This window comes from Ideonella benzenivorans (assembly GCF_020387415.1).
In the GTDB taxonomy this organism is placed as follows: domain Bacteria; phylum Pseudomonadota; class Gammaproteobacteria; order Burkholderiales; family Burkholderiaceae_C; genus Ideonella; species Ideonella benzenivorans.
The window spans coordinates 32892-58229 of record NZ_JAGWCB010000007.1 but is presented as its reverse complement, the minus strand read 5'-3'; the positions used below and the strand labels follow the sequence as shown (position 1 = coordinate 58229).

The window sequence follows — 25338 nt, the reverse complement described above, 5'->3', positions numbered from 1 at the left end:
GCGATTCCTTGATCTGCGGACAAGCGGAGGAACGGGGCTTGTGTCTGCAAAAAAAAAAGCGGGTGCAAGCACCCGCCGTGAACTCGCTCTCGCGAGCAGACCTTGAGGGCAAGGTCTCGTCCTAAAGTGAAACCCGTGGCCGCCGCCTCGGGTGCACGAGGGTCGCCAGCAGCGGCGCCACCTGTCCCCACTGCGCCGGGGACAAGCCCACGGCACCGGGCGCCAGCGGGCCGGAAAGCGCACCGTTGACCGCGTCCAGACGTTCGCCCCCCCATGCGGTGAGCTGAAGCAGGGACACCCGCAGGTCACCCGGTGGCCGACTGCGGTGGACCCACCCGCCCTGCTCCAGGCGCTGAACCGTCTTGGTGAGGGTCGACAGGTGCACGCTCATGCGCGAAGCCAGGTCGGACAGGGGGCAGCCCCCCGCGTCCTTCAGCTCGGCCAGCAGCAGCCAGGTGCCCGTGGTCAGACCGTGGGACCGCAGGAGGGCATCCATCTGGCGGGCATACAGGGCTTGCGCCTGGTGCAGCCCCTCCAGCAGCGGCACCCCCAGTGCGAACGCCTCGTCCAAGTCGAGGTGCCGCGCCAGCTTGGACTGAGCCACCGATGCTCCCCACGGACGCCGGGCCGACGTTCAGAAGGCGTGGAACAGGCCCAGGCGGAACAGCCCTTGCGTGTCGCTGCTGGACTGGCCCGCCGTCGCGATGATCTGGGCATGGTCCAGACCGTCGCCGCCCACCACCTTCTGCCAGGCATACGAGGCATAGACCCGCGTGCGCATCGACAGCTTGTAGTGGAAGCTGGTGTTGATCTGGTGCGCGCCCGCACCACCGATCACGTCATTGCCCTTCATGTAGGTGTACTGGCCGATCAGACCGGTGTTGGCCGAGGTCGGGTAGAGGTAGCCCATCTCGAAGGAATTGATCTTGCCGTCGGTGAAGGTGTTCTTCGCGTTCGTGTAGAGGAAGTCGAAGGACGAGCCGTTGGCAAAGTCGTAGCGGCCGCCGGCACCGAAGGTCTGCAGGCCATCGCGCCCGTCGTTGACATCCCCGCGGCGCTGGCGTGTGCCGGCCGCCTGCAGCGTCCAGGGACCGGTCAGGTAGGTGGCCCCCAGGCTGACGGTGTTGTTCAGGCCAACGCCGCCGGACTGCTCGCCAAAGCCGTACAGCGCGCCATAGCTGAAGCCGTTGTAGTCCGGGCTGTCGTAACGCACCGCGTTGTTGATGCGGCTGGACAGGGCCACGCGGTCATAGTCGAAGGAGCCGGTCGGCATGAAGCGCGAGAACGGGCCCATGCGGGTGAAGGTCAGGCTGACGTAGGGGAACATCTTGCCGCCGCCCCAGCGGCCGACGCCGAGCTTGTCGAACATGAAGTCCGACACCGTGCCGGCCTGGACCGAGCCCAGCGTGGCCGACTTCAGGCCCACCAGGGCATGGCGGCCCCACATGTTGCCAATGGTGCTGCCGGTGTCCACCGCGAACTGGGTTTCGAGCTGGAAGAAGGCCTTGCGGCCGGCGCCCAGATCCTCCTCGCCCTTGAAACCCAGGATGTTGGGCGCCAGGATGCCGGTGGTCTCGTCCTTCTGGGACTTGCCACCCACGTTGCTGTTGTAGTCCAGGCCCACGTCCAGCAGGCCATAGATGTTCACCGACGACGCCTGCTGGGCTTGGGCGGCACCCGCCAGACAGCACAACACCGCGGTCGCCACCGCACGAATTCCCACCGGCATGAATCTCTCCTCGTTCAACATAAAAACCCCCGAAATTCAAATTGCAGAGATGAGTTCGCCCTCACCGCGTCGCCAAAGGCTTCGCGGTGTGTTCCCAGGTCAAGCGTGTGGCCTGCCAGGCAACCGGCCCCCGGGCAAGGGAGGGAGCCGGCGTCTTTCAGTGACAGGTCAGTGGATTCAGAGCGCGACGGTCACCGTCTTCTCTTCCAGGTAGGCGTCCAGCGCCAGGCGCGACAAGTCCTTGCCCACCCCGCTGTCCTTGACGCCGCCCCAGGGCAGGCGCGCATCCAGCGGACTCCAGCAGTTCACGGCCACGGCCCCCACCTCCAGCTGGGCGGACACGCGGTGGGCCGTGGCCAGGTCGCGCGTCCACACCGAGGCCGACAGGCCGTAGACACAGTCGTTGGCCAGCGCGATGGCCTCTTCCTCGGTGTCAAAGGGCAGGATGGCCCCCACCGGCCCGAACACCTCCTCGCGCGCCAGGTGCATGTCCGGCGTCACGTCGGTGAACAGGGTCGGGCGCAGGTAGTAGCCGCCGCTGGGCAGAGCGCCCTCGCCGCCGGCAATGCAGCGGGCCCCTTCGGCCAGGGCACGGTCGATGTGTTCCTGCACCCGGTCCCGGTGCCGGGGGCTGATCAGCGCGCCCATCTGCACCCAGGGCGGCGCCGGTTCGGCCTCGTGGCCCACCAGCCGGATGTCGCGCGCGCAGGCCGCCAGCCGGTCCTCCACGTCGCGCAGGATGCTGCGCTGGACCAGCAGGCGTGAGCCCGCCGCGCAGACCTGGCCCTGGTTGACGAACAGCCCCATCGCCAGGCCCAGCACCGCCTGGTCCAGATCGGCATCGGCGAACACGATCTGCGGCGCCTTGCCACCCAGTTCCAGCGTCACCCGCTTGAAACTGCTGGCAGCGGCCTGGCCGATCAGGCGGCCCACCTGGGTGCTGCCGGTGAAGCTGATCTTGCGCACCAGGGGATGGGCCACCAGCGAGGCGCCCGCCTCCGGCCCCATGCCGTGCACGATGTTGACCACCCCGGGCGGCAGGCCGGCCTCGTCCAGCAAGGCAGCCAGCGCCCCCACGGCCACCGGGGCATCCTCGGAGGTCTTGATGACCACCGTGCAGCCCGCGGCCAGGGCCGGCGCCAGCTTCCAGATGGCGATCATCAGCGGTGCGTTCCAGGGCACGATCAAGGCCACCACGCCCACCGGCTCGCGCCGGGTGTAGTTCAACGTGGGCGTGCCCATGAAGCCGCCCGTGGGGATGGTGCGGCCTTCGAGCTTGTCGGCCCAACCCGCGAAGTAGCGCAGCGTGTCCACGCACATCGGCAGGTCCATCATCATCAGGTCGCTGGCCGGGCGGCCCTGCTCACGGGCCAGCAGCTCGGCAAAGGCCGAGGCGCGGGCCTCCAGCAGGTCGGCCAGTCGGTGGATCAGGCGACCGCGGGCAGCGCCCGACAGGGCCGACCAGGCCCCCTTGAACGCGGCCTGCGCGGCCTGCACCGCCTGGTCGACATCCTCCGCCCGGGCGGAGGCCACCTGCCAGCGCACGACGCCGGTGGCCGGTTCGGCCTTGTCAAAGGTGCTGCCGGATTGCGCGGGCACGGATTGGCCATTGATGTAGTTCAGGACCATCTGGGACTGAGACATGGGGTACTCCAGGAATTCCGAAGGGAACGGGCTCAGGCCGCGGCCGCCACGCCCGACGGCGTGGGGCGGGCCACCGTCTCGCCCGCCAGCATCATCTGGGCGCACTTCTCGCCGATCATGATGGTGGGTGCGTTGGTGTTGCCACTGATGATGGTGGGCATGATGGAGGCGTCGGCCACGCGCAGGCCCTCGATGCCATGGACCCGCAGCTGGGGGTCCACCACGGCGCGTTCGTCCACGCCCATCTTGCAGGTGCCGGCGGGGTGGAAGGTGGTGGCCACATGCTCGCGCACGAACTGCTCGATCTCGGCGTCCGAGTCGGCCGCCGCGCCCGGCCAGAGCTCTTCGGCAAAGTAGCCGGCCATGGCCGGGGTGCGGATGATCTTGCGCACGGCCCGCACGCCGTACATCAGACGCTCCAGATCCACCCGCTCGCTCAGGAAGTTCGGCCGCAGGTCCGGCTTGTCGGCCGCTGAGGCCGACGCCAGGCGCACCGCACCACGGCTGGCCGGGCGCAGCAGCGAGATGTGCACCGAGAAGCCATGGCCCACCGGGATCTTGCGCTGCGGCTGGTTGGCCAGCAGGGGCCGGATGATCAACTGCAGGTCCGGGTCCTGCAGCGTCGGGTTGCTCTTGAGGAAGCCGCCCGCCTCCACGGTGTTGGAGGTCCAGGGGCCGCGCCGGGCCAGGTAGAACTGGAAGGGCGAGGCCGCCATCCAGGGCAGGGCCGCGAGCGACCAGCCGAACAGGTCGTGCCTCTGGCTCTTGGCGATCACCAGCACATCCTGGTGGTCCTGGAAGTTCTCGCCCACGCCGGGCAGGTCGTGCATCACGGCAATGCCGTGGCTGCGCAGGTGTTCGGCCGGGCCGATGCCCGAGAGCATCAGCAGCTGCGGTGAGCCGATGGCGCCGGCGGACAGCACCACCTCGCGGCGGGCCTCGATCAACTGCCTGCGCCCGTCCACCAGCACCTCCACGCCCGTGGCGCGCCGGCCCTGCAGCACCACGCGCTGTGTGGCCGTGCCGGTCAGGAGGGTGAGGTTGGGCCGGTGGGCCACCGGGTGCAGGAAGGCCCGCGCCGAGCTCATGCGCTCGCCCCGCGTCTGGTTGACCTCGAAGAAGCCGAAGCCCTCCTGGGTCGTGCCGTTGAAGTCGCCGTTGGCGGGGTAGCCGGCTTCCAGTGCGGCCTCCACAAAGGCCTTGCTCACCCCCTGCGGGCTGCGCAGGTTCGTGACGTTGAGCTCGCCCCCGGTGCCGTGGAAGGCGTTGCCACCGGCCAGGCGGTTTTCGTGGCGCTTGAACAGGGGCAGCACCTGGTCATAGCCCCAGCCGGTGTTGCCCAGCCGAGCCCACTGGTCGTAGTCGCGCGGGTTGCCGCGGATGTAGATGGTGCCGTTGATGGCACTGCTGCCGCCCAGCACCTTGCCGCGCGGGCAGAAGATGTCGCGGCGGGCCACCTCCTGGCCACCCCGCAAGGTGTACATCCAGTCGTAGCGTGGGTTGGCCATCAGGCCCATCGTGCCGGCCGGCGTGTTCACCAGCTGGTTGGTCGGGAACTGGCGATCGTCCGGCCCCGCCTCGATCAGACAGACCTTCACCGCCGGATTGGCGGACAGCCGGTTGGCCACCACGCAGCCGGCCGAGCCGCCGCCCACGATCACGTAATCAAACTTGGTTTCCATTGCCTTGCCCTCAAGCCAGGGGCCCGTGTCCACGATGTCGAGAACGGGCCCGATCGTCATTCCTGTCTTACCCCAGATAGGCCCGCTGCAGCAGGGCCGGGTCTTCGCGCAGGCGCTCGCAACGCTCGCGCAACACCACCTCGCCATGGGCCAGCACCACCGCGTCGTCGCCAATGGCCAGCGCCGCCTGGGCGTACTGCTCCACCAGCAGCACCGCCACGCTCTGCGCCTTCAGGCGCGTGAGCAGCGGCATGAAGCGCTGCACCACCAGCGGCGCCAGACCCAGCGAAAGCTCGTCGATCAGCAGCAGCCGTGGCTGGTTGATCAAGGCCCGGCCCAGCACGATCATCTGCTGCTCGCCGCCCGACAACATGCCGGCGGGCACCTCCAGACGCTTCTCGAGCTCCGGGAAGATCTCCAGCGTTTGGGCCAGCCCGCGTGCTGCGGCCTGGGCACTGGGGGCGGCGGCCTCGATGTTCTTGCGCACCGACAAGCGCGGAAACACGGTGCGCCCCTGCTCCACATAGGCCACGCCGCGCTGAAAGCGCTGGCGCGCCTTGAGCCCCTGCAGGGAGTCGCCCTCCAGCCGCACCGTGCCCTCGTCCAGCGCCAGCACGCCGGCAATGCCGTCGAGCAGGGTGCTCTTGCCGGCCCCGTTGGGCCCGAGCAGCACGGTGATGCTGCGGTCGGGAATCGCAAAACTGACCTGGCGCACCACCTGCGATCCCCCGCGGGAGGCCGACACGCCATCGATTTCCAGAACGTTCATGCGACTCATGCTCCGATGTAGGCTTCAACGACGTGGGGCAAGGCCAGCGTCTCATCCACCGGTCCCTTGGCGATCACCTTGCCGAACTCCAGCACCAGCAGATCGCTGCACACCTTGCGGATCAGCGGCAGGTCGTGCTCGATCAGCAGCACCGTGCAGCCAAAGACCTGCGGAATGGCCTGGATGACCTGGCCCAGCCGCCCCGACTCGTGGGCGCTCATGCCCGCGGCCGGTTCGTCCAGCAGCAGCAGGCGGGGACGCGAGGCCAGGGCGGCGGCCAGCTCGATGAGCCGGCGCGTGCCCACATCCAGCTGGGCGATCAGCGTGTCCGCGGCGGGGCAGCCCAGCCAGCACAGCAGGGGCCCCAGTGTCTGGTCGTCCTGCGCGCGCCCGCTGGCCAGGCTGACGTACTGGCGGATCGTCAGTTCCGGGATCGCGCGCCCCACCTGGAAGGTGCGGCGCATCGCCCCCAGCGCCCGCGCCGCCGGCGCCAGCGCGCTGTAGTCCTTGCCATCCAGCAGGACCCGGCCGGAGGCAGCGGTGAAGCCCGTGATGGCATCGACCAGCGAGGACTTGCCCGCTCCGTTGGGGCCCACCAGACCGGTCACGCTGCCCCGCCGGATGGACACGCAGACATCGGACACGGCCTGGGTCGCCCCGTAGCGGACCGTCAGCTGGTCCAGCGTGAGCTCGGCCGGCTGGGCCTTGTCCGAGACCACCAGCGCCGGCAGTTCCGTGCCGGACACCGGGTTGTCACCCGGGCGGGCCGCCGCATGGCTGCGCATGCGACCGTGCAGGGCATGCAGCGCGCCGGCGGCGAACAGCAGATCCCCCATGTCCTTCCATTCCCCCAGCCCGATGGCGGTGAGGAATTCCGGCACGAACCAGGTCAGCAGCGCCGCCACCAGCGCCCCGGACAGGAAGCGCGAGCCCGACAGCACCGCCAGCGCGAAGATCACCAGCGAGGACATGGGCTCGAAGTTGCGCGCCGACAGCGAACCCAGCTGCAGTTCCAGCAGCCCGCCGGCGATGCCTGCGACAAAGGCGCCGACCGCAAAGGCCTTGAGCTTGGCGCCCGGCACGCTGACCCCGAAGGCCGCCAGCGCACGCTCACTGAACTTGACACCGAACCACGCGGCGCCGACCGGGCGCTGCTCCATCCACACCAGGGTGCGGCTGATGGCGATGACCAGCAGCACGCACAGCATCAGCAGCGCGGGGTCGCTTTCCAGCCAACCGCTGCGCAGATAGCTGAAGCCCTCGTCGAAGCCCGGGAAGTTGATCCGGGTGAGGACCAGGTTGACCACCAGGGCAAAGGCCAGCGTCACGATGGCCAGGTGGACACCGCGCACCCGCAGCGTGGGCAGCACCAGCACCAGCGACATCAGCGCGGGCACCAGGCCGGCCAGCAGCAAGCCCACCGGCACGGCCCAGGCCGATTCGGGGAACAGGTGCAGCAGCCAGGTGTTGGTCCAACCCCCCACGCCCGCAAAGGCGACCTGGCACAGCGAGATCACGCCCGCCCGCTCGGTCGTCACCCCCACGCTCAGGCAGATCAGCGCGGTGATGGCCACCGAGGTGAAGAGGAACACGTAATAGGGGCTCATCAGGAAGCCGCCCAGCCCGATGGCCAGCAGCACCAGGTCCCCGCCCAGGCCCAGACGCTTAACCACGCTGACCATCCCACACCTCCTTCCGGTTCATCCAGAACAGCACCACCAGGATCACCGGCAGATAGACCGCCTGCGCATAGGACGCCACCTCCGGCCAGGCCAGCAGGCCCGCCTCCAGGATGCCCAGCACCAGCCCGCCGACCAGGGTCGCGTAGAAGCCCTGGAACTTGCCGATCAGGGCCGCGCACAGCGCCGGGATGATCAGCAGGCTCAACGACATGAAGTTGGCGCTGCGTGCGGTCGAGGACATGATGATGTTCAGCGACAGCGACGAGATGCCGCCCGCGGCCGCCCAGACCGCGATGGTCAGGAAGGTCGAGGGGATGCCGATCAGCTCCGCCGTGACCGGACGCTCGGCAAAGGCCATCAGGCGGGTGCCGGCGTGGGTGCGGCGCACGAAGAGGTCCAGCCCGACGGCCAGGCCCGCGGCCAGCCCCAGGGCGAGGAACAGCCCCGCATCCAGCCGCACGCCGCCCAGCGACACCACCGCGCCGCCGACCAGGCTGGGCGCCTCCCGGGGCACGTCACCGAAGACGCGGGCCCCGAGGGTCAGCCCGCCGATCATCAGCGCGATGGTGGCCGACGACTTGACCCGCACGTCGGCCCCCTGGAACCAGCGGGCGATGATGGCGCCGAAGATCCCGCCCACCAGGGTGCCCACCAGCACGCCGATCAGCACCCCACCGATGGGGGGCAGGTCCGCGGCCTTGGCCACGACCAAGCCGGTGAAACAGCCCAACAAAGCGACGGCGGATTGCGCAAAGCTCACCACCCCGCTCATCTTTGCAACCAAGGTGAGCCCGATCCCGAGGGCGGCATAGGCCGCCCCCACGATCAGCCCGGAGGCCAGGATATCCATCATCTCGAACTGCCCGCTGAATCGATCACTTCGCCGTGGTGATGAAGAACTCCGGCGTCACGGTGTTCCACTTGCCGTCCGTCAACAGCAGGAACTTCGTGGCCGAGGTCTTCAGCACATCCGCGCGCTCGTCAAAGGCGAAGGCCTGGCCCAACATCGGGTTGCGCAGGGCGCGCTCACCCTTGGTGGCCCGCAGTTCGGCCGTGACCGACTCGCGGGTGATGGGGCCCTTCACACGCTTGAGGGCTTCGACCAGCAGCATGGCCGACACATAGCCGCCCTGGGCGAACGAGGACTCGGGCACCTTGGCCTGGGCCATCAGCTTGCGCCAGTCGGCCAGCACCGGGCTGTCCGACAGAAAGGGCTCGTACTCGGAGTTGGCGTAGACACCGTCGCCGTCCTTGCCCAGCAGCTTGGCGAAGTTGGTGGTGTAGGCCGGGGTCAGGAACACCGCGGTCACGCTCTGCATGCCCTGGGTCTTCATGGCCTTGTACCAGGCCAGGTCCATCTGCTCGGTGCCGCTGAAGACGATGGCATCGCAGTCGGCCTTCTTGGCCTTGAGCACATGCGGGGTCATGTCATCGTTGGGCAGCACGGTGGTGTCCACCAGGGCCAGCTTCTTGCCAGTGAGCTTGCCGAAGTTCTCCACCGCCCAGGCATTGCCCGCGCCGTGGGCGGGAATGCCCAGCAGGAAGGCGCAGATCTTCTGCTTCTTCAGGCGTTCGGAGGTGAACATCAGGGTGGCCAGCGTGCCGCGGGCCGGACCCACGCTCACCGGCGCGAAGCTCTTGTTGCGGTAGCAGCTGAACTCGCCGCCCACACCGGGGATCGAGAGCACGCCACGCTGCTTGTAGAGGTTGCCGTTGACCGTGCAGTCCTGCAGGCTGGCCGTGCCGGCAAAAGCCATCACGCCCTTGGAATCCACCAGATCGCGCGCCGCCTGGGCCGTGGCCCCGGCATCGCCCTTGTCGTCCAGCACGATGTACTCGATGGGTCGCCCCTGGATGCCGCCCTGCGCGTTGACGCGGTCGAACACCGCCTTGGCGGCCGCCGACGACTCGGGCAGGCTCATCGGCCCGGAGATCGAGGCCAGCGATCCGATGCGGATCGGCTCGGCCGCCCCTGCCATGCCGGCAGCCAGGGCCGTGACGATGGACACGGCGGCCTGCACCGCCCGCTTGCTCACTTCATTCATCTCAGCTGTCCTTTCCTTGCTGATCCCACTTCACCGGTGAACAGCACCCCGCGCGCCGCCACCTTGATCCAGAGCGAATCGTCTTCGCCCAACCCGCTAATCAGTCCCACATTGAGGGACTTGTTTGATGAAAGGCAACGACCGTGCCAGCTTGAGAGCCACTCATTCGGCTTGAATCCTCCAATTTGGGATCCATTTCTCACCAAATTGGGGCTCTCGTCGCAACACATGTCGCTGTTGGTGCCAGTTTTTCATCGGCCACCCACAGAAACAACCGGTGTAGTCCCGAATTACGGGATTTAATTGTCGTGAACCGACCGATCCCGCATCACGGGTGCTTCGTACAATCCGCGCCCGTTCGCCTCTACAACCCACCCGAACGCATGTCCAGCCTCACCCGGATGCTCTCGGTGCTGGATCTCTTCACCAAAGAGAACACCGCACTCACCGCCGACCAGATCGCCGACCAACTGCATCTGGCCCGCACCACCTGCTACCGCTACATCGCCGAGCTGATGCACGCGGGCCTGCTCGTCAGCAACGCCGGCACCTATGGCCTGGGGCCGCGGATCATCCAGTTCGACTACCGCATTCGCGAGTCGGACCCGCTGATCAACTCGGCCGACGAGGTGCTCTCGGAGGTCGCGCAGATGACCTACTCGATGGGCCTGCTCGCCTCGATGTACAACGACCAGATCATCAACATCCACCAGACCGCGCCGGTGGCCAGGACGGACCTGCTGTACGGCCGCGGCCAGGCCGTCCCGACCTTCCGCAGCTGCAGCTCCAAGGTGATCCTGGCCCACCTGCGCGGCAGCCGGCTCAAGCGCATCTGGAACAGCCACCAGCAAGAGCCCGACGTGCAGGCCCTGGGCGGCGACTGGCCGGCCTTTGCCGCGCTGATGGAGGCCATCCGCCGCAACGGCTACTGGGTGTCGCGCCAGGAGGTGGAGACCGGCGCGGTCGGCATCGCCGCACCGGTGTTCTTCCCGACCGGCGAGATCGCCGGCAGCATGACGCTGATCTTCCATCCCGACCATTACGAGCGCTTCAAGGAAGAGGAACTCGGCCGCCTGCTGCTGCAGTCGGCCCAGCAGGTCACGGCGCGCCTGGCCCAGCGGCTGACGCCCCCATGACGGCCCGGCTCAGATGCCGGCCATGTTGATGTACTTGATGACCAGGTAGTCGTCGATGCCGTAGTGCGAGCCTTCGCGGCCCAGGCCCGACTGCTTGACGCCACCGAAGGGCGCCACCTCGTTGGAGATCAGGCCGGTGTTGACGCCGACCATGCCGTACTCCAGGCGCTCGGCCACCCGCCAGACGCGTCCCAGGTCCCGGGCGTAGAAGTAGCTGGCCAGACCGAACTCGGTGTCGTTGGCCATGGCCACCACCTCGTCCTCGGTCTCGAAGCGAAACAGCGGCGCCAGCGGACCGAAGGTCTCTTCGCGGGCCACCTTCATCGCCTGCGTGGCACCGGTGAGGATGGTGGGCTCATAGAACGAGCCACCCAGGGCATGGCGCCGGCCGCCGAGGCGGACCGCAGCCCCCTGGGCCAGGGCGTCCGCCACATGCTCTTCGACCTTGTCCACCGCCCGGGTGTCGATCAGCGGGCCGACCGTCACCCCGGCTTCATCGCCCGGCCCCACCTGCAGGGCCGAGACGGCGGCGGCCAGCTTGTCGGCAAAGCGCTCGTACACCCCGGCCTGCACATAGAAGCGGTTGGCGCAGACGCAGGTCTGGCCCGCGTTGCGGTACTTGGAAGCCAGCGCCCCCTCCACCGCGGCGTCCAGATCGGCATCGTCGAAGACGATGAAGGGCGCGTTGCCGCCCAGCTCCATCGACACCTTCTTGACCGTGTCCGCGCACTGGCGCATCAGGGTGCGGCCGACCTCGGTGGAGCCGGTGAAGCTGAGCTTGCGCACCAGCGGGTTGCGGGTCAGCTCGTCGCCGATCTCACTGGCCGAGCCCGTGATGACCGACAGCACCCCCGCCGGTACCCCCGCGCGCTCGGCCAGCACGGCCAGGGCCAACGCGGTCAGGGGCGTCTGGCTGGCCGGCTTGACCACCATGGTGCAGCCCGCGGCCAACGCGGCCCCGGCCTTGCGGGTGATCATCGCGGCGGGGAAGTTCCAGGGCGTGATGGCGGCGCACACGCCCACCGGCTCCTTGGTCACCACGATGCGCTGCGAGCGCAATGGGGCCGGGATGGTGTCGCCATAGACGCGCTTGGCCTCTTCACCAAACCATTGGAGGAAAGAGGCGGCATAGGCCACTTCCCCGCGGGCCTCGGCCAGTGGCTTGCCCTGCTCGGCGGTCATGATGCGGGCCAGGTCCTCCTGGGCCCCCAGAACCGCCTGGTACCAGGCCAGCAGGATGGCCGAGCGCTCCTTGGCCGGGCGGGCTCGCCAGTCGGCCCAGGCCGTGGCCGCCGCCTCGATGGCCGCCTGGGTCTCCGCACGGCCCATGCGGGGCACCGTGCCCACCAGACCGCCGCGACCGGGGTTCATCACGTCGATGGTGCGTTCGGCCGTGCGCCATTGACCGCCCAGCAGGCAGCGACCAGGCAGCAGGGAGGGATCGTTCAGTTCAAGCATGGCAGAGGTTCTCGGTCTCAGGTCTCGGGGTCTCAGATCTGGGTGGTCAGCTTGGTCACCAGGTAGCCGTCGAAGGTCTCGGTGCCTCCCTCGCTGCCGATGCCGCTGTCCTTGATGCCGCCAAAGGGCAGCTCGGGGTGGGCCATGCCCGAATGGTTGATGTTGACCATGCCCACCTCCAGGCCCTCGGAGACCCGGGTGGCGGTCTTGATCGACTCGGTGAACACATAGGACGCCAGGCCGAAGGGCACGCTGTTGGCCCGGGCGATCACCTCCTCGGTGTCGTCGAAGGGCATCACCGGGGCGATCGGCCCGAAGGGCTCCTCGCACAGCACGCGGGCGTGTTCGGGCACGCCCGCAATCACCGTCGGGCGGTAGAAGTGGCCAGCCCCTTCCAGGCGCTGTCCACCGGTCACCAGCTCCCCGCCACAGGAGAGCGCATCGTCGACCAGCTCGCTGATGGCCTGCAGCCGCCGGCCATGGATCAGCGGCCCCATCTGGGTCTCGGGGGCCAGGCCGTGGCCCAGCCGCACCCCGGCAATCGCCTGGCCAAAGCGCTCCAGAAAGGCCGGGTAGACCTGCCGGTGGACAAAGAAACGCGAGGGCGAGACGCAGACCTGCCCGGCATTGCGGGTCTTCAGGCGGGCCAGCAGGGCGACAGCCGCATCCAGGTCGGCATCCGGGAACACGATCACCGGCGAATGCCCGCCCAGCTCCATGCTGACCCGCTTCATGTGCGCACCGGCCAGGGCGGCGAGCTGCTTGCCCACCGGCACCGAGCCAGTGAACGACACCTTGCGCACCAGCGGATGGGTGATCAGGTGCTGGGAGATCTCGCCCGGCACGCCCCACACCACGTTGAGCACGCCCGGGGGCAGACCCGCGTCATGGAACAGCTGGGCCAGGGCTAGCACCGCGCTGGGGGATTCCTCCGGCCCCTTGAGCACCACGGCACAGCCGGCACCGATCGCGGCAGCGACCTTCTTGATGGCCTGGCCCATCGGGAAGTTCCAGGGACTGAAGGCCGCGCACACGCCGATGGCCTCGCGGGTCACCAGCTGGCGCACCGCCGGGTCCCGCGGCGGCACCACCCGGCCATAGATGCGCCGGCACTCCTCCGCGTTCCACTCGGCATGCTCGGCGCTGTTGAGCACCTCGGCCCGCGCTTCGGCCAACGGCTTGCCGTTGTCCAGCGTGATGGCCTGGGCGATCTCCTCCACCCGCAGGCGGGCCAGTTCGCCCACCTTGCGCAGGACGGCGGCGCGCTCCATCGGCGAGCTGCGGCGCCACTGGCGCCAGGCCCGGTCGGCCGCCTGCACGGCGCGCTCCAGATCCGCCGTCTCGGCCCAGGGCAGTTGCCCCAGGAGCTGCTGGGTGGCCGGGTCGCGCACATCCTGGGCGCGGGCGGTGCGGCTGGCGTCGATGAACTCGCCGTCGATGTAGAGGGCCAGGGTCGGGTACATGGGCAGTCCTTTCGGTGTCGATCGGGCGGTCAGGCGGTCAGGCCGCCACCGCCGCAGAGGTGCGCGGCGCGGCCCCGGCGGGCTGCGCCGGGGCCACGGGCAGCACGGCCTCGCAGAAGCGGCGTAGCTGGTCGGGGGCATCGCCGACCTGGCCGGCGGCCGCCACGAAGCGGTCCGGCCGCAGCAGCACCCAGTCCACCCCGGCCTGCTGGAACCAGAAGTGCAGCGCGTTCTCCATGTCCTGCACCACCGTGGACAGGCCCGGCGTGCGCAGCACCTGCGCCACCTCGTTGGCGCTGCTGCGGGCCCGCACGCCCACGAAGGCGGCGCAGCCCAGGCGCTGCAACTGGGCCTTCAGGCCCTCGTCGACCTGGGCCAGCGCGTCGCTGCGCCAGCTCAGCAGCGCAAAGCGCGGCCCCAGCACATCGTCCAGCCGCTGGGGCTCGCCGTTGTTCACCTCCACCAGGGGCTGGATGAACATGCGCCCCACCCGCTCGTCCTGCCGGGCCTTGCCGCTGTTGAGCACCACGCCCTCGGAGAAACGGGGCATGGGCTTGAACTTCATCTGCAGCACATAGTCGCGAAAGCGCGGGATGTGCTGGATGGCCAGGAAGAAGCGGTCGCGCAGCCAGGCCAGCGGGCGGTTGCGCAGCGACAGCGTGGCGCCGAACATGTCCGCCAGATCGATCATGGCCTTGGCGTGGGCGTGACGCTCCAGGTGGTAGCTGGCCAGCTGCTCGGGCTTCATCCGGCCCTGCACCACCCAGGCCAGTTTCCAGGCCAGGTTGAAGGCGTCGCGCATGCCTGCATTCAGGCCCTGTCCGATCCAGGGCGGGGTGATGTGGGCTGCATCCCCGGCCAGGCAGACCCGGCCATGGACGAATTCGCCCGCCACCCGCGAGTTGTGGGTGTAGACCCGGGCCCGGATGATCTTCAACCGCTCGGGGTGCGGCACATGCCCCTTGAGCAGGGCCTGGACCTGGTCGGGCGCCAGCATCTGCTCGCCATCCTCGCCGGGAAACAGCATGAACTCCCAGCGCCGCAGGCCATAGGGCAGGCGCAGGCAGACATGGGGCCGCGCCGGCTCGCAGTGCAGGGCCGTGTAGGGCGCGTCCAGCGGGTCATCCTCGCACTCGATCACCACCCACTTGTTGGGATGGGTGACCCCCTCGTAGGGCAGCTTCAGCAGGCCCTCGCGCACAGTGCTGCGCGCCCCGTCGGAGCCCACCAAGTACTGCGCCCGCACGCGCTGGATGGCGCCGTCGGCATCGCGCAGCTCGGCGGTCACGCCGCTCGCATCCTGCTGCAGGCCCACCAGCTCGACGCCGAGCTGCAGCTGCACCTGCGGGTGGCGCGCCAGGCCCTTGCGCAGCGTGGTCTCGCCCAGCGGCTGCGAGAACAGGTTGCGCCGGTACCAGCCGAACTCCCGCGTGCTCGGCAGGATCTCGGCAAAGCAGCGCTTGTCGGCCGTGTACATGCGCATCGGCACGTTCTGGATCATGTCGGTCAACATGTCCTCGGCCAGCCCGGCCGCCTGGAAGGTGCGCAGCGCCTCGTCGTCCAGGCCGACCGCGCGCGGAAAGTCCAGCACCGTGGGACTGCGGTCCACCACCAGGGTCTGGACGCCATAGCATCCCAGCAGGTTGGCCAGGGACACGCCCACCGGGCCGGCCCCTACCACCAGCACCTGCACTTCTGTTTGCTTGATCATGTTTGTGTGCCTTGCTGCGTGCGGGCTCAGACTTCGTTGAGCAGCCGGTTCTCCTGGCTCACCAGCAGGTGACGGACGGACTTGCGGAATTCCGTGAAGCGGGGGTCGGCCATCAGACGGGCGCGGCGCTCGCGCCGGGCCTCGAAGCTGGGAAAGGCCCAGAGAAAGACCAGCTGGTTGAGCTCACCCGTCTCCGGGGTCATCAGGCTCACCAGCTGACCCAGGATCTCCAGCTGCACGCTGCGGCCGGTCTCGTTGTAGATCCGCAGGTACTCCCTCACCCCCCCGGGCACCAGGGTGTAGGTTCTCATCTCGATCATCATGGTCATGCTTCCAGCAGAAAGGCACGCACCTGTGCGTTGAACAGGGCGGGTTGGTCGTCGTGCACGTAGTGCCCGGCGTCGGGGATCACGGTCTCGCGCAGGCGCGGGTTGAGCGCGCGCATCTCGGCGGCCATCTCGGCTTGCAGGTAGTCGGAGCGCCCACCGCGCACCACCAGCGTCGGGCAGCGCAGGGCCGCCACATGCGGGCGCAGGTCCACGACGCGGGCCGGGTCCGGGTTCAGGCGGGTGGCGGCAATGCCCACATGGTCGTAGCGCCAGGTGAAGCTGCCGTCGTCCAGCGGCTTGAGCATGCTGTGCAGGCGCTGCTGGCGGGCTTCCTCGGTGACGCTGGGGCGCTGGGCCCGCATGAAGGCGCTGGCGGCGTCCCAACTGGCGAAGCGGTCCGGCGTGGACGCCATCTCGCGCCGGATGCGGGTGGCCCCGGGGCTGTGCTCGAAGGCCCCCGGGCCAGCGTCCTCGATCACCAGGCGCCCCACCCGCTCCGGGTGTTGCGATGCGAAGACGATGGCGTTGATGCCCCCCATCGAGTGCCCCAGCAGGTCAAAGCGCTGCAGGCCCATCGCATCGGCCACGGCCAGCAGGTCGGCCACATAGCGGTCGGTGTAGTACTCGTGGGCCGGGTCCCATTGGGAGGCCCCCCGGCCCCGCTGGTCCAGCGCACAGACCCGGAACTCGGGCTGCAGCGCCTGGGCCAGGCCGGCAAAGGTCTCGCCAAAGCCACGGATGCCATGCAGGGCCAGCAGGGGCCGCCCCTGGGCCGGGCCCCACGCGGTGACGTGGAGCGACAGCCCGGCCACGGTGAACTGAAAGGAACTGCGCTCCATCGTCATGCTCACACCAGGCCGTTCTCGCCTTTGATCTCGGAGGCCTTGATGCCGCCCAGGCGCGCATTCAGACGGCCGCGGGTGGCGAAGGCCCAGCAGATCAGCACCTCGTCGCGCGAGGGCGCGTCGTTGAAGCTGACGCTGATCGTGTCGTAGTGGGAGCGCACGTAGAGCGCATCCTTGTGGGCCAGCGGAATGTCCAGGATGGTGCCCGGGCCGCCGCGCTTGCCGGTCGAGGGCACCCAGGCCTTGCCACCGCCCAGGGCGTCGCGCACCGGGTTGGCCGCCGGGTTGGTCAGCAGGGCATTGCCATGCTCGTAGTCGCCATCCACACCGACCAGGATGGCCTTGCCATAGCTCTGGATCTCGCGCCCGGCCGACAGTTCCTGGATGCGACGGCCGAACTCATGCCCCAGTTCGGGCGAGCCTTCGATCCAGACGCTCAGGTCCTCCACATAGCGTCCCGCGTAGGGGTTGTGGATGCAGGCGGCGATCACGTACTTGCGCAAGGGCAGGCCGTCCGCCGGCTGGCCGCTCTCGGTGGCCTGGGTGTCCTCGATGTACTGGAACCACTTGCGGATGTGGTAGATGCCGAAGTTCGGAGATTTCATGGTGTGCTCGTTCATTCAAAAATGGGTTCCAGCGTGATCGGATCGCTGGGACCATGGTGTTCGCCGAAGGCCCGCTGGGCCTGCGCGTCGTCGTGCATGACCTCGCAGAAGAACTCGAGGCGGTGCCCGTCCGGATCGGTGAAATACACGCCCACGCCCACCAGGTGGTCGGTGGTCTTGACGATGGGGACGTTCTTCTTCAGCAACATGCCGTAGAGACGCCGCAGCTCGGTCATGTCCCCATCGATCTCCAGGCCGTAGTGCTGCATGTTGATCGGCCCGCGCAGCACCTCGGTGCCGGCGGGGATCTCAGCCTGGATCAGGGCGATGTCATGGTGCTTGGGACCGAAGGACATCATCACCCACTGGGGTCCGCGGGCGGTTTCCTTCATGCCCAGCACGTCGGCGTACCAGGCCGCACTGGCCACGGGGTCCTTGACGAAGAGCGACAGGTGGGTCCGACGGACCTTGAGCTTGGGCTCGGTGGAGGTACTCATGGCCGCGCGTGCCTCAGTTGATGGATTGGGGATGGGCCTTGACCGGCGCCACGAAGGGCGTCCAGGCCACGGCGGTGATCTCGCTGAACTCGCGCCAGTCCTTGAACCAGCTCGCGCCGCCATCCATCGAGCGCAGCAGGTCGCCGTACTTGGTGCCGGCGAAGATCAGCTGCGGGTCGGCCGCATGGGAGCCGAAGGCCCAGACGGTGGAGTTGGGACGGGTGTGCAGCAGCGCGGGTGTCCAGTTCACGCCCCGGTCGGTGGAGCGGTAGATCTGAGTGCGCGTGCCCGGTGTGCCGTCGCCAATGGCCAGCAGCAGCGTGCTGCCCGCCGCATCCACCACATGCACGGTGCGGGTGTAGTACATGCCGTCAAAGCGCTCCTTCGAGGCCTTGCCCTGCCAGGTCTTGCCGTCGTCGCTGGTGTCGTACACCGAGTTGACGGTCAGCACCACATGCTTGACGGCTTGCTCGCCCAGGGCCGGCAGCACCGCGATGGCGTGGATGTCGGAGTTGTTGATCGGGCACTCGGGCGTGTCCACGCGGGTCCAGTGCTCGCCCGCATCGGCGGTGCGCCAGGCACCGCCCTCTTCGACCCCGAACCAGGCCTCCTCGGCCTTGTCGGGGTGGCCGGCGATGGTGAGGATGCGCGGGCGGTTCACCCCCTGGCAGAACTCGGGCAGTTCCACGCCCAGCGCCTGCCAGGTCTCGCCGCCGTCCTGGGAGCGGTACATGCGGGCCCGCGACGGCGCCCCGGTGCCGGCAAACACCAGCTTCGGGTTGGCGGGGTGGAAGGCGATGGCCCACACCGTGAGCCCGTTCATCGGCGACTCGACGCGGCGGAAGTGCGCACCGCCGTCCTCGCTCAGGCACAGGCCGGCATCGGCTCCGGCCAGCACGCGCTCGGGGTGGGCCGGATCGACCGCGATGGCCCGCACGACGCCGTCGAACTCGATGGCTTCCTTCAGGCCCAGGCGGTGCCAGGAGGCGCCGTCGTCCACGCTGCGCAGAATGCCTTGGCCGGCCGTTCCCACCAGGATGGTTCCCTTCATGGTGCTTGCTCCTGTGCTCAAAGGAAGATGCCGCGGGTGATGCCGCCATCCACACCGATGGACTCACCGGTGATCGCGCCGGCCCGCTCGGAGGCCAGGAACAGCACCACGTCGGCGATCTCGCTGGGCTGCAGCACGCGCCGGATCGGCGTGGCCTTGGCGTAGTTGGCCTCGACCTGCTCGGCTGTGAGGCCTTGCAGCTTGGCTTCCTTCTCGTAGAGCTCGTGGATGTGCGGGGTCTCGACCACACCGGGGTGGATCACGTTGACGGTGATGCCCTGCGGGCCCAGCTGGTCGGACAAGGTCTTGGTCATGTGGCAGATGGCCACGTTGCGCAGACCCGAGAGCTGCTTGCTGCCGCGGCCGGTCAGGCCACCGATGTTGACGATGCGGCCAAAGCCGTTCTTGCGCATGTGGGCCGAGGCGGCCTTGGCGCAGCGCATGTAGCCCACCACCTTGATGTTGATGTCCTCGAGCAGGCCCTCGGGGTCGGCCTTCTCAATCTCCGAGCGCACCAGACCGCCCGGGTGGGCCGCGCCGTTGACCAGGATGTCGATGCGGCCGAAGTGGGCCGCCACCTGGTCCATCATCGCGTTGACCTGCTCGGTGTTGCTCACGTCGGCCGGCGCGGCGAAGACTTCGACACCGTACTGGGCGGAGATTTCCGCGGCCACTTCTTCGAGCTTGGCGCGGCTGCGCGAAACGATGGCCACGCGCACGCCTTCGGCGGCGAACGCCTCCGTCACGGCCCGGCCGATGCCCAGACTGCCACCGGTGACGACGGCCACCTTGCCCTTGAGTTTCAGATCCATGTGTGTGCTCCTGTGGGGGCCAGGCCTGGGCCGCCCCCGGGTGATTGCGTTGGGGTTCGGGGGCGCCTCAGAGCGCCATCTCGATCAGGAAGGGACCGGGCTGGTCCAGCGCGTGGGCCAGCTGTGCCGCCAGTTCCTCGGCGGTGGTGGAGCGGCTGGCCGGCACGCCATAGGCCTGCGCCAGGCCCACCCAGTCGATGGCCGGGCTGCCCAGGTCGGTCAGGTGGGCCGCCTGCGCGCTGAGCGGCGCGCCGTTGCGGCGCAGCTCGTTGCGCAGGATCGCGTACTGGTGGTTGGCCGTGATCAGCACCACCACGTTGAGCTTCTCGTGCGCCAGCGACCACAGCGTCTGGATCGTGTACTGGGTGCTGCCGTCCGACAGCAGCGCCAGCACCGGCCGGTCGGGACAGGCGATGGCCGCCCCCATCGCCACGGGCAGGCCCTGCCCGATGGCGCCGCCGGTGTTGGTCAGGGTGGTGTGCACCTTGGCCGCTGCCGACACCGCATAGAAGGGATAGCCACAGGTGCCGCCTTCGACCGAGACGATGGCATGCTCAGGCAGCGCCGCGGTCAGCACCCTGCCCACGGCCGCCGGGGTCAGGGCGCCGGTGGGGGCCTCGGGCAGCGGCAGCACCGTCGGCGCATAGGGCGGGGCCTGGAGGATCTCGGCCAGATGCTCCAGGCGCTCGGCCACCGCCTCGCCAGGCCGGCTCAGCACCAGCAGGCGGTCGTCCTGCACCAGCTGGCTCGGATGGCCCACATAACCGAAGTAGGTGATGGGCACCGGGGCACCGACCAGCACCACCAGGTCCGCCGGGTCCAGCACGGCGCGGGCCGGCTCGGGGAAGTACGGCAGACGGTCGTAGGCCGGCAGGCCCTGACCGCGTTCCGATCGGGAGGGGAAGGTTTCGGCATAGGCCGTGGCCGGCAGCACCTGGCACAGACGGGCCACCGCGCACTGGGCCCGTGCGCCCAGACCGCTCAGCTCGTCCCCGCCGCCCAGCAGAAAGACGATGCGCCGGGCCTGGCTGAGCCGGGCCAGCGCGGTGGCGACGTCGTCACCATCGTTGGGCAGGCCGTCCGCCGCCCCCTGGGGCAGCGCCACCGCGCCCTCCACCGGCACCGGGTCGGCCTGGTGATCGGCCGGGAAGATCAGCGTGGCGGACTGCCCGCCCCGCGCATGGCTCTGCCGCACCGCCTCGGCGCCAACCGCCGCCGTCTCGGCCGGGCTGGTGATGCGGTGCACCCAACCGGAGACCGGGCGGGCCAGCGATTCGATGTCCGAGGTCAGGGGCGCATCAAAGGGCAGGTGCCAGCTGGTGTGGTCCCCGATGATGTTGACGATGGGGGAATGGGCGCGCCGCGCGTTGTGCAGGTTGGCAATGCCATTGGCAAAGCCCGGCCCCAGGTGCAGCAGCGTGGCGGCCGGCCGCCCCAGCATGCGGGCATAGCCATCGGCCCCGCCGGTGCAGACGTTTTCCTGCAGGCCGATGACCGGCCGCAGGCCTGGCACGGCCTCGAAGGCGCGCACGACATCCAGCTCGGTGGTGCCGGGGTTGGCAAAGCAGGTGTCCACCCCCGCCGCATGCAGCGCGGCCAACAGTTGCTCGGCGCCGGTCATGCCCGTGCCTCCTGAACCGCCATACCACCCGACACCGGGGCCAGGGCGGTCTGCACACCGCCCCCTCTACAGAACTTGGAACAACTCATCGGTCTCACATCCGCGCCGTTGGCAGAGCGGCTCTGCCAGGTGGAGAGAAGGCGCAGACCACTGCGTCTGCACCGCGCGCCACGATCCAGATCAAATCGAAGCTTGTTTGCAGTTTTATCGAATAGCGATAATTTGACAAGTACTGTTCACTGGTATCAACCATTGGATGAACTCAAATTCGCAATGGCGATCAATGTGCTATAAGCCCTGCCGCCGACCCAGCCCCACCCGAAGGGCTGCGCCATCCTGGTGCGACAGCCCCCGGGCCGATCCGCTAACCTGTGCGCCTTCTCCCGCAGCCCGCCCCCGACGAGTCCCATGAACAGCCTGAGCCGCATGCTGAAAGTGCTTGACCTCTTCAAGCCCGAGCAACCCGTGATCGAGGTCGAGCACATCTGCACCCAGCTGGGCTACACCTCCGCCAGTGCCTACCGCTATCTGCGCGAGCTGCTCGACGCCGGCCTGCTGGTGCGCCTGCCCCGTGGCTACGCCCTGGGCCCGCGGGTGATCGAGCTCGACCGACAGATGACCGAGTTCGACCCGCTGCTGGCGGCCAGCCGCCAACCGGTGGCCGAGCTGGCCACCCTCACCGGCCTGTCCGTGCTGATCAGCGAGCTGTACGGGGCCACCGTGATCAATGTGCTGCACCAACCCGGCGCCGACCCCGACCTGCTGAACTTCGGCCGCGGCCGGCCGATGGACCTGTTCCGCAGCGCGACGGCGCGGGTGATCCTGGCCTACCTGCTGCCGCGGCAACTGCGGCGCATCTACGACAACGCACCGCAGGAAGGCTCAGCCCGCCAGCTGGGCCAGGACTGGCGCAGCTTCTCCAAGGCCATGCTCACCATCCGCAAGGACGGCTTCTGCGTCAGCGAGGGTGAACTCGACCCCGGCAAGTCGGGCATTGCGGCGCCGATCTTTGACGAGAAGCACCGCGTGCTGGGCAGCATCACGCTGGTGGGGCCGGCCGCCCGTTTCGAGGCCTTCCGGCGCGACTACCTGGCCGGCCTGGTGACGGCGGCCGCGCAGGGCATCACGCTGCGGATCTCCGAGACCTCGGAGTCCAGGCTCGACCCCTGAGCCTGTGGGGCCGGCGCCATGTGCACCGCCCAAGCCCTTTCTGGTGCACCGCGCCTGTTTGCGCGCGGTCTTGGTGCAGCTGACATCAGCTGCCGATTTGGGCTAGTGGTGGGCCCGGGACGATCCCTAGCATGGCGCCACTTCCAAGCCTTTGCTCCAGGATCGTCATGCCAGAAGTCTCGGTTCCCGGTCGCTCCACGGCGCTGCGCAAGAACGCGCTCAACGTGGGCTTCATCATCTTCTTCGTCATCTCCGCCGCCAGCCCGCTGAGCGTGCTGGCCGGTGGCTTTCCCATCGGGATCATGCTGGGCAACGGCGCCGGTACCCCGGCCCTGCTGCTTGCCATGCTGGCCTTGCTGCTGATCTTCTCGGTCGGCTACACCAGCATGGCCCGGCACGTGACCAATGCCGGTGGCTTCTATGCCTTCGTCTCCCGCGGACTGGGCGGCAGCGCCGGTGGCGCGGCCGGCATGCTGGCGATGATGGCCTACAACATCCTGCAGATCGGGCTGTACGGCATGTTCGGGGCCGTGGTCTCGGGCACCCTGGCCGAGGTGTTCGGCCTGCAGGCCCCCTGGTGGGGGTGCGCCCTGCTGGCCATGGCCAGCATCGCCGTCCTTGGCTACCGCAATGTGGACCTGTCGGCGCGCGTGCTGTCCCTGGTGGTGGTGGCCGAGTACATCACGATGCTGGTGCTGGACATCTCGATCCTGCGCGCCGGCGGCGACAGCGGCATCAACCTGTCGGCCTTCTCGGCCCAGCATGTCTTCAGCGGCACGCCATCCATCGGCCTGCTGTTCTGCTTTGCCGCCTTCATCGGCTTCGAGGCCACCACCATCTACGGCGAGGAGGCCAAGGACCCGCAGCGCGCCATCCCGCTGGCCACCTACGCCTCCATCCTGCTGGTGGGCAGCTTCTACGCGCTGTCCATCTGGTGCTTCGTGATCGGCGCGGGCGCCGACAAGATCGTGCCCCAGCTGCAGGCCCTGCAGGATCCGACCACTTTCGTCTACGGCCTGTCGGACCACTATGCCGGCCCGCGCCTGACGGCGGTGATCCGGGTGCTGTTCATGGTCAGTGTCTATGCCGGCCTGCTGGCCTTTCACAACTCGGCCGCACGCTACTTCTATGCCATCGGACGCGACGGCCTGCTGCCCGCCTGGCTGGGCACCACCCACCCCACCCACCAGAGCCCGCACATGGGCTCGGCGCTGCAGAGCCTGATCGCGGCGGCGGTGGTGATGGTGTTCGTGCTCACCGGCGCCGACCCCATCCTGCACCTGTTCGCCTGGTTCTCGAACCTGGCCGCGCTGTGCCTGCTGCTGCTGATGGCCATGACCTCGCTGGCCACCGTGCGCTACTTCCAGCGCCACCCTGCCCCTGCCCTGGGCCGCTGGCGCGTGCACACCCTGCCCTGGGTCTCCTGCGTGGCCCTGCTGGCCGTGCTGGGCATCGCCATCGCGCACTTCGACGTGCTCACCGGCGCCAGCAAGACCCTGTCCTACGGCCTGTGCGCCGTGATCCCCGCCTCCCTGCTGGCGGGCTGGCAGCTGGCCCAGCGCCTGCGCCGCACCGCGCCCGCGCGCTTTGCCGCGCTGGGCAGCCACAAGCTCTGATCTCACCACTCCGCGGAGTCTCTCTCATGCGACATGCATTCCAAGGGGCGCTTGGCGCCATGGCCCTGGCCGCTTCGGCCGTCCTGCCTTCGACCGCAGCGGCCTACACGCTCTACAGCCAGGACGGCAACCAGCTCAATGCCGACCTGCTGGCCGTGTTCGGCGTCATGGACAGCCACGACCGCTACGACGGCGTCTCCGGCGCCGCACGGTGGCAAGAGGGCTTTGCCAAGTACGGGCTGAGCGGCCACACCGAGCGCTGGGGCGGCAGCACCTACGGCGCCCTGTCGCTGGTGAGCTCGGCCACCTGGGGCGATGGCGACGCGGGCGGCGTGAGCAATGGCAGCGAACGCCGCACCAGCCTGGAAGAAGGTTCTCTGGGCTGGCGCTCGGGCGGCCTGCTGCCGGCCTTGGGTCAGGACGGCCTGGATGTCTCGGTGGGCCGCCAGGTGGTCGCCGTCGGCCGCGGCTTTCTGATCAACGACGACGGCCTGAACGCCGGCAAGGCCTTGGGCGGCGGCGGTCTGGACCGGGGCGGCGCCTACTACATCGGTGCCCGCCATGCCTTCGCCAACACCGCGGTGCTCAAGCTCGGCGATGCCCAGGGCCTGCACGGCAGCGCCATGTGGCTGCGCTCGGACAACAAGGCCCAGGCCGACACCCGCCTGGCCGTGGGCACCCTGGACTACAGCAGCGCGCCCGGCACCGTCGGCCTGGCCTACATCCGCGGCCTGGGCGTGGATGCGCGCTACGCCAGCCCGGCCCAGGCCCAGCGCAAGGGCATGAACGTCTACAGCCTGCACGCCGAAGGGTCGGCCGGCCTGCCGGACACCGAGCTGGCGGCCGAGCTGGCACGCCAGGAGAAGGACGCCGGCACCGACACGGCCTGGTACCTGCAGGCCAGCCATGAGTTCAAGGCCCTGCCCGGCGGCCCCAAGCTCAGCTACCGTTTCACGCGCTACAGCAGCAACTGGGATGCGTTGTTCACCGGCGGCTACCTTGGCTGGTTGCAGGGCGAGGTGGCCAGCAACTATGCCGGCCCGTTCAACAGCAACACCCGCATCCACCGCATCACGCTGAGCGCCAAGCCGCTGGAATCTCTGACCGTGGGGGCGTTGTTCCACGACTTCCGCACGCTCAGCCAGCGGCAGACCCTGAACCTGGACGGCCGCGAGCTCGACCTGTACGCGGAATGGGTGGCCGGCGAACACCTGACGGTCTCCCCCCTGATCGGCCTGTACCGCCCCGGCGCCGATGCCAGCCGGGGTGGTGTGCAGAACCGCGCGGGCACCAACCTGTATGCCCAGCTGCTGCTCATCGTGCCTTTCTGAACATCGCCACGGGCGGACAGCGCCCGGCCATCCCCCCGCAACCCCGCCTTCGTGCGGGGTTGCTTTTTGCTTTGAAGAGAAACCAGCACTTCTGGCCGAGATCTTGCTTCACTCCCCCCGCAGTCTCAAGGCTTGCATCACC

At 68.8% G+C, this 25338-nt stretch carries 22 protein-coding genes; 4 read left to right on the top strand and 18 right to left on the bottom strand.

The window, feature by feature from the left end:
• Positions 1-121 precede the first annotated feature (121 nt).
• The 8 genes from KGA65_RS03340 to KGA65_RS03305 form a co-directional block, all read right to left on the bottom strand.
• A complete protein-coding gene (locus KGA65_RS03340) occupies positions 122-604 on the bottom strand; it encodes a MarR family winged helix-turn-helix transcriptional regulator (RefSeq protein WP_225861735.1) in 483 nt (160 codons plus the stop codon).
• A gap of 30 nt (positions 605-634) precedes the next feature.
• Positions 635-1729, bottom strand: a complete 1095-nt coding sequence (locus KGA65_RS03335; RefSeq protein ID WP_225861734.1) for a porin — start codon at positions 1727-1729, stop codon at positions 635-637.
• A 177-nt stretch (positions 1730-1906) separates the two neighbouring features.
• Positions 1907-3373 (bottom strand): aldehyde dehydrogenase family protein, encoded by a 1467-nt coding sequence (locus tag KGA65_RS03330; RefSeq protein ID WP_225861733.1) that lies wholly within the window; start codon positions 3371-3373, stop codon positions 1907-1909.
• Positions 3374-3405: 32 nt separating this feature from the next.
• Positions 3406-5055, bottom strand: coding sequence for a GMC family oxidoreductase (locus KGA65_RS03325; RefSeq protein ID WP_225861732.1), 1650 nt, complete (start codon positions 5053-5055; stop codon positions 3406-3408).
• A gap of 67 nt (positions 5056-5122) precedes the next feature.
• The gene (locus tag KGA65_RS03320; RefSeq protein WP_225861731.1) at positions 5123-5824 is read right to left on the bottom strand and encodes an ABC transporter ATP-binding protein; all 702 of its coding nucleotides are present in this window, start codon (positions 5822-5824) and stop codon (positions 5123-5125) included.
• A gap of 5 nt (positions 5825-5829) precedes the next feature.
• On the bottom strand, positions 5830-7506 hold the full coding sequence (locus tag KGA65_RS03315) for a branched-chain amino acid ABC transporter ATP-binding protein/permease (protein WP_225861730.1): 1677 nt from the start codon (positions 7504-7506) through the stop codon (positions 5830-5832).
• The gene (locus KGA65_RS03310; RefSeq protein WP_225861729.1) at positions 7490-8359 is read right to left on the bottom strand and encodes a branched-chain amino acid ABC transporter permease; all 870 of its coding nucleotides are present in this window, start codon (positions 8357-8359) and stop codon (positions 7490-7492) included. Before KGA65_RS03310 ends, KGA65_RS03315 begins: the two co-directional genes overlap by 17 nt.
• A 22-nt stretch (positions 8360-8381) precedes the next feature.
• Positions 8382-9551 carry an ABC transporter substrate-binding protein gene (locus KGA65_RS03305; RefSeq protein ID WP_225861728.1) on the bottom strand — a complete coding sequence of 390 codons (1170 nt, stop codon included), beginning with the start codon at positions 9549-9551 and terminating at the stop codon, positions 8382-8384.
• Positions 9552-9934: 383 nt separating this feature from the next.
• Between KGA65_RS03305 and KGA65_RS03300 the strand changes: the two genes are divergently transcribed.
• Positions 9935-10687 (top strand): IclR family transcriptional regulator, encoded by a 753-nt coding sequence (locus tag KGA65_RS03300; protein ID WP_225861727.1) that lies wholly within the window; start codon positions 9935-9937, stop codon positions 10685-10687.
• Between the two features lie 9 nt (positions 10688-10696).
• Here KGA65_RS03300 and KGA65_RS03295 read toward each other — a convergent pair whose 3' ends face one another.
• The 10 genes from KGA65_RS03295 to KGA65_RS03250 form a co-directional block, all read right to left on the bottom strand.
• Positions 10697-12145 (bottom strand): NAD-dependent succinate-semialdehyde dehydrogenase, encoded by a 1449-nt coding sequence (locus tag KGA65_RS03295; protein WP_225861726.1) that lies wholly within the window; start codon positions 12143-12145, stop codon positions 10697-10699.
• Between the two features lie 32 nt (positions 12146-12177).
• A complete protein-coding gene (locus KGA65_RS03290; protein WP_225861725.1) occupies positions 12178-13608 on the bottom strand; it encodes an NAD-dependent succinate-semialdehyde dehydrogenase in 1431 nt (476 codons plus the stop codon).
• 37 nt (positions 13609-13645) lie between these two features.
• On the bottom strand, positions 13646-15319 hold the full coding sequence (locus KGA65_RS03285) for a bifunctional 3-(3-hydroxy-phenyl)propionate/3-hydroxycinnamic acid hydroxylase (RefSeq protein ID WP_225861724.1): 1674 nt from the start codon (positions 15317-15319) through the stop codon (positions 13646-13648).
• A gap of 26 nt (positions 15320-15345) precedes the next feature.
• Positions 15346-15642 carry an NIPSNAP family protein gene (locus KGA65_RS03280; protein WP_225861723.1) on the bottom strand — a complete coding sequence of 99 codons (297 nt, stop codon included), beginning with the start codon at positions 15640-15642 and terminating at the stop codon, positions 15346-15348.
• Positions 15643-15644: 2 nt separating this feature from the next.
• Complete coding sequence (locus KGA65_RS03275) at positions 15645-16487, bottom strand: alpha/beta fold hydrolase (RefSeq protein ID WP_225861722.1); 843 nt, start codon at positions 16485-16487, stop codon at positions 15645-15647.
• Positions 16488-16495: 8 nt separating this feature from the next.
• Complete coding sequence (locus tag KGA65_RS03270) at positions 16496-17098, bottom strand: amino acid synthesis family protein (protein ID WP_225861721.1); 603 nt, start codon at positions 17096-17098, stop codon at positions 16496-16498.
• Positions 17099-17109: 11 nt separating this feature from the next.
• Positions 17110-17595, bottom strand: a complete 486-nt coding sequence (locus tag KGA65_RS03265) for a VOC family protein (RefSeq protein ID WP_225861720.1) — start codon at positions 17593-17595, stop codon at positions 17110-17112.
• A 13-nt stretch (positions 17596-17608) separates the two neighbouring features.
• The gene (locus KGA65_RS03260; protein WP_225861719.1) at positions 17609-18646 is read right to left on the bottom strand and encodes a WD40/YVTN/BNR-like repeat-containing protein; all 1038 of its coding nucleotides are present in this window, start codon (positions 18644-18646) and stop codon (positions 17609-17611) included.
• Positions 18647-18663: 17 nt separating this feature from the next.
• The gene (locus KGA65_RS03255; protein ID WP_225861718.1) at positions 18664-19458 is read right to left on the bottom strand and encodes an SDR family NAD(P)-dependent oxidoreductase; all 795 of its coding nucleotides are present in this window, start codon (positions 19456-19458) and stop codon (positions 18664-18666) included.
• Positions 19459-19525: 67 nt separating this feature from the next.
• The gene (locus tag KGA65_RS03250) at positions 19526-21079 is read right to left on the bottom strand and encodes an acetolactate synthase large subunit (protein ID WP_225861717.1); all 1554 of its coding nucleotides are present in this window, start codon (positions 21077-21079) and stop codon (positions 19526-19528) included.
• Positions 21080-21505: 426 nt separating this feature from the next.
• On the opposite strand from KGA65_RS03250, the gene KGA65_RS03245 reads away from it, so the two are divergent.
• From KGA65_RS03245 to KGA65_RS03235, 3 genes are all read left to right on the top strand, one after another.
• Positions 21506-22249 (top strand): IclR family transcriptional regulator, encoded by a 744-nt coding sequence (locus tag KGA65_RS03245; RefSeq protein WP_255650424.1) that lies wholly within the window; start codon positions 21506-21508, stop codon positions 22247-22249.
• Positions 22250-22416: 167 nt separating this feature from the next.
• Positions 22417-23865: an APC family permease gene (locus tag KGA65_RS03240; protein ID WP_225861715.1), complete on the top strand. Its 1449-nt coding sequence runs from the start codon at positions 22417-22419 to the stop codon at positions 23863-23865.
• Between the two features lie 26 nt (positions 23866-23891).
• Positions 23892-25196: a hypothetical protein gene (locus tag KGA65_RS03235; RefSeq protein WP_225861714.1), complete on the top strand. Its 1305-nt coding sequence runs from the start codon at positions 23892-23894 to the stop codon at positions 25194-25196.
• Positions 25197-25338 lie beyond the last annotated feature (142 nt).

What these genes read in the sequence shown, in the direction of transcription:
- KGA65_RS03300 (WP_225861727.1), top strand. Translation starts at nt 9,935, where the DNA reads ATGTCCAGCCTCACCCGGATGCTCTCGGTGCTGGATCTCTTCACCAAA.
- KGA65_RS03265 (WP_225861720.1), bottom strand. Translation starts at nt 17,595, where the DNA reads ATGAGTACCTCCACCGAGCCCAAGCTCAAGGTCCGTCGGACCCACCTG.
- KGA65_RS03315 (WP_225861730.1), bottom strand. Translation starts at nt 7,506, where the DNA reads ATGGTCAGCGTGGTTAAGCGTCTGGGCCTGGGCGGGGACCTGGTGCTG.
- KGA65_RS03310 (WP_225861729.1), bottom strand. Translation starts at nt 8,359, where the DNA reads ATGATGGATATCCTGGCCTCCGGGCTGATCGTGGGGGCGGCCTATGCC.
- KGA65_RS03250 (WP_225861717.1), bottom strand. Translation starts at nt 21,079, where the DNA reads ATGACCGGCGCCGAGCAACTGTTGGCCGCGCTGCATGCGGCGGGGGTG.
- KGA65_RS03290 (WP_225861725.1), bottom strand. Translation starts at nt 13,608, where the DNA reads ATGTACCCGACCCTGGCCCTCTACATCGACGGCGAGTTCATCGACGCC.
- KGA65_RS03295 (WP_225861726.1), bottom strand. Translation starts at nt 12,145, where the DNA reads ATGCTTGAACTGAACGATCCCTCCCTGCTGCCTGGTCGCTGCCTGCTG.
- KGA65_RS03280 (WP_225861723.1), bottom strand. Translation starts at nt 15,642, where the DNA reads ATGATGATCGAGATGAGAACCTACACCCTGGTGCCCGGGGGGGTGAGG.
- KGA65_RS03275 (WP_225861722.1), bottom strand. Translation starts at nt 16,487, where the DNA reads ATGGAGCGCAGTTCCTTTCAGTTCACCGTGGCCGGGCTGTCGCTCCAC.
- KGA65_RS03305 (WP_225861728.1), bottom strand. Translation starts at nt 9,551, where the DNA reads ATGAATGAAGTGAGCAAGCGGGCGGTGCAGGCCGCCGTGTCCATCGTC.
- KGA65_RS03260 (WP_225861719.1), bottom strand. Translation starts at nt 18,646, where the DNA reads ATGAAGGGAACCATCCTGGTGGGAACGGCCGGCCAAGGCATTCTGCGC.
- KGA65_RS03325 (WP_225861732.1), bottom strand. Translation starts at nt 5,055, where the DNA reads ATGGAAACCAAGTTTGATTACGTGATCGTGGGCGGCGGCTCGGCCGGC.
- KGA65_RS03245 (WP_255650424.1), top strand. Translation starts at nt 21,506, where the DNA reads ATGCTGAAAGTGCTTGACCTCTTCAAGCCCGAGCAACCCGTGATCGAG.
- KGA65_RS03240 (WP_225861715.1), top strand. Translation starts at nt 22,417, where the DNA reads ATGCCAGAAGTCTCGGTTCCCGGTCGCTCCACGGCGCTGCGCAAGAAC.
- KGA65_RS03270 (WP_225861721.1), bottom strand. Translation starts at nt 17,098, where the DNA reads ATGAAATCTCCGAACTTCGGCATCTACCACATCCGCAAGTGGTTCCAG.
- KGA65_RS03330 (WP_225861733.1), bottom strand. Translation starts at nt 3,373, where the DNA reads ATGTCTCAGTCCCAGATGGTCCTGAACTACATCAATGGCCAATCCGTG.
- KGA65_RS03285 (WP_225861724.1), bottom strand. Translation starts at nt 15,319, where the DNA reads ATGATCAAGCAAACAGAAGTGCAGGTGCTGGTGGTAGGGGCCGGCCCG.
- KGA65_RS03335 (WP_225861734.1), bottom strand. Translation starts at nt 1,729, where the DNA reads ATGCCGGTGGGAATTCGTGCGGTGGCGACCGCGGTGTTGTGCTGTCTG.
- KGA65_RS03255 (WP_225861718.1), bottom strand. Translation starts at nt 19,458, where the DNA reads ATGGATCTGAAACTCAAGGGCAAGGTGGCCGTCGTCACCGGTGGCAGT.
- KGA65_RS03235 (WP_225861714.1), top strand. Translation starts at nt 23,892, where the DNA reads ATGCGACATGCATTCCAAGGGGCGCTTGGCGCCATGGCCCTGGCCGCT.
- KGA65_RS03320 (WP_225861731.1), bottom strand. Translation starts at nt 5,824, where the DNA reads ATGAACGTTCTGGAAATCGATGGCGTGTCGGCCTCCCGCGGGGGATCG.